Raw genomic sequence first — 3,046 nt, forward strand, 5'->3', positions numbered from 1 at the left:
AGGTGGGCGATCCTACGCTTATTTTGGCCGAAGTTGTTCCTGAGTTACCAAACCTGATTCGCCTCAAGGCCGCCGAGCCCTTTGACGGGGAATCCTCCCTGACCATCGTCTGCCAGGGAAGGATCTACACCCTGGTTTTGGAAAGCGGAGTTTCAGATCAAATCACCTACCAGCTGGATGTCTTCACCTCTGAAAAAGCGGGCGGGTCACCTTCCGGATTAATGCCGGATTACGTCCTGAAAGAGTTGTGCGAACAGATTCTGCTGAAACGCAAAAGCCAGGTGCGGGGAGTGAAAGAGAAGAAAGACGGGATCAAGATCCAGCTCAAGACGATCACCCAGAAGAACGGCTTCCTGTTTTTTGAAGTGCGGATGACCAATAAAACCAACCTGGCCTACCGGGTAGATCGTTTTCATTGGTGGATTGATGATCAGCGGCAGCTCAAAGCCACCAACACGCAGGAGTACCAGGTAGAGCCAGTCTATCGCCACTATGCTGTCAAAATTATTCCCGGCTATACGAGTGTTCGTGAAGTGTTTGTCCTACCCAACCTGGTTTTGCCAGGAAAACGTGTCCTCCGCCTGGAAATGATTGAAAAAGCCTTGGGAAATACCGGTCGCCGCTTGACTTTGGAGATCGGGAACAAAGACATTTTACGGGCCAAAGAATTAAATTTTAACTAAGGACAGGGTGAGTTACGAACGACAGGACTTGGTTCGATTGCATGAAAGCTTCCGGTTTATCAGCTATTTGTTGCTGATCGCTTCGCTGTACCTGAGCCGGATCGACTTCTTTGTTGCCCGGGGGTGGTACATCCCGGAGTTTGACGCCTTGTATCAAAAGCTGATCAAGCTGTCGTTTTTGTCTGATCCCGTCCATTCGAAAACGGTTTGCCTGGTGTTTTTGATGATCACCTGCATGGGTACCAAAGCCCATAAAGACCGGGAGTTGAAGGTGTCCAATATTGTAGTCCAGATCATTGTCGGATTGGTCCTTTATTGGGGAAGCTTGCTTTTGATTGATCAGGAACAGCTGATTTACCTGGCGGTATCGTTCATTGGTTTTGTGGTCTTGAATATCGGCTTCGATAATGTATCTAAATTGATTAACGTGAACCTGATGAAGGATCGTTTCAACCTGGAAAATGAAAGTTTTCCGCAGGAAGAGCAGGCAAGGATCAACCCGTATTCGGTGAACCTCCCCAGCCGGTATATCCAAAAGGGAAAAGATCGTGCCGGCTGGATTAACATTGTCAATCCTTTCCGGGGAACCATGGTCATCGGCACGCCCGGATCAGGAAAATCCTTTTCAGTGGTTTTACCATTTATCCGTCAGCATCTTCAAAAAGGATTTTCAATGTGCGTCTATGATTTTAAATACCCGGACTTATCATTGGTTGCCTACAACTATTTTCTCAAGGCGAAACGGAAAAAGAGGCTGCCGGAAACCACCCGGTTTTATGTGGTCAACTTCGATGATATTGGGAAGTCCTACCGTTGCAATCCGTTGGCCCCGGAATTGATGGAAAGCCCGATCGATGCTTTTGAATCTTCCCGCACCGTACTTTACAACCTGAACCGGGAGTGGATTAAAAAGCAGGGCGAATTCTTCTCCGAAAGTGCCGTGTCTTTTTTCGCTGCGGTGATTTGGTTTTTGAAACGACACAAAGACGGGCGGTACTGCACGCTTCCCCATGCCATAGAACTGCTGCAGCTGGATTACAACGATTTGTTTGAAGTGCTGGGCACCGAGCAGGATGTGGTCAACATTATCAATCCCTTTATTAGCGCTCACCAGCGCGGGGCTCATGACCAACTGGAAGGACAGCTGGGGAGCCTGAAAATCGCCATTTCCAAAATCACCAGCCGGGAGATCTACTGGATCTGCTCAGGCAATGATTTTTCCCTGGACATCAATAACCCGAAAGCGCCCAAAGTGGTTTGTCTGGCCAACAATCCGCTGCGCGTTGAGATGTATGGGGCGGTGTTGTCGCTGTTTATCACCCGGATGCTGAAAATCATGAACCGGAAAGACCAGCACCCGGCATCGCTGATCTTTGATGAGCTGCCGACCATTTATTTCCGGGGGCTGGATACCCTGATTGCAACGGCCCGGGCCAACCGAATCTCTACCTTGCTTGGCATGCAGACCATCGACCAGTTGATTCGCGACTATGGAAAGGAGCAGGCCAACGCCATACTGACCAACATCGGGAACATCTTTTCCGGTCAGGCAGCAGGGGAGACCGCCAAATTTATGCAAAACCGGATGGGCAAAATCTTGCAGGAGCGCCAGTCCATCAACATTAATCGGAACACCCAAAGTACCACTTTTTCGACCCAGATGGACTACCTGGTGCCGGAAGGCAAGATTGCCACCCTGCCGCAAGGATACATGGTGGGGCAGGTGGCCGACAATTATGGCGAACAGATCAGCCAGAAAAACTTCAATGGACTGATTGCTGTGGACACGGCTGACATCGAGAAGGAGGAAAAGAACTACCGGAGCATTCCGGATTGCTACTGCTTTGATGATATCGAGCTGGTTTTGGAGCGTAACCGGAACCGGATTTACAATGAGGTGCAGGAAGTGCTGCAACAGGTTTTCGAGCTCAAACATGGCGACGAGGAGCAAGAAGCCGAAGAGCAAGAAATGGAAAAGCAGGAAACGTCGGAAAACAAGAGGCATCGGCCTCTGAATTATAAATAACCCTTTAAAAATTAAATGTTATGGAACAACAAAACACACGAATGAACATGGCTGACATCCCGTTTGAGAAACTGGAGAAAGCCGGAATTGACCGCGACTTTGTATCCCGCATGGAAAGCCGGGAACTGAATGATTTCCTGAACGGTTTTCGCTCAGATAAGCTTTATACGATTAATGCCCGGATCAATGACCAGGATTACAGGATTCCGGCGAAGATCCGTTTGCAACAGGGAGAGGATGGTAAAGTTGATGTGAAGGTGCATCCCATCCAGCGGCTGTATATTCCTGATGAATACCTGGGGCACAAGTTTACCAAAGAGGAAAAGGGAGCATTGCT

The 3,046-nt window shown here is 48.9% G+C and carries 3 protein-coding genes; all 3 read left to right on the forward strand.

Annotated features, from left to right (window positions below; translation table 11 throughout):
* On the forward strand, positions 1-683 hold a 683-nt coding region (locus NC99_RS07200; protein ID WP_053181556.1), incomplete at its 5' end, for a DUF4138 domain-containing protein.
* 7 nt (positions 684-690) lie between these two features.
* On the forward strand, positions 691-2,709 hold the full coding sequence (locus NC99_RS07205) for a YWFCY domain-containing protein (RefSeq protein WP_053181558.1): 2,019 nt from the start codon (positions 691-693) through the stop codon (positions 2,707-2,709).
* A 20-nt stretch (positions 2,710-2,729) separates the two neighbouring features.
* A partial coding sequence (locus NC99_RS07210; RefSeq protein WP_157624612.1) for a DUF4099 domain-containing protein occupies positions 2,730-3,046 on the forward strand: 317 nt, incomplete at its 3' end.

The sequence above is a fragment of the Sunxiuqinia dokdonensis genome (assembly GCF_001270965.1).
In the GTDB taxonomy this organism is placed as follows: domain Bacteria; phylum Bacteroidota; class Bacteroidia; order Bacteroidales; family Prolixibacteraceae; genus Sunxiuqinia; species Sunxiuqinia dokdonensis.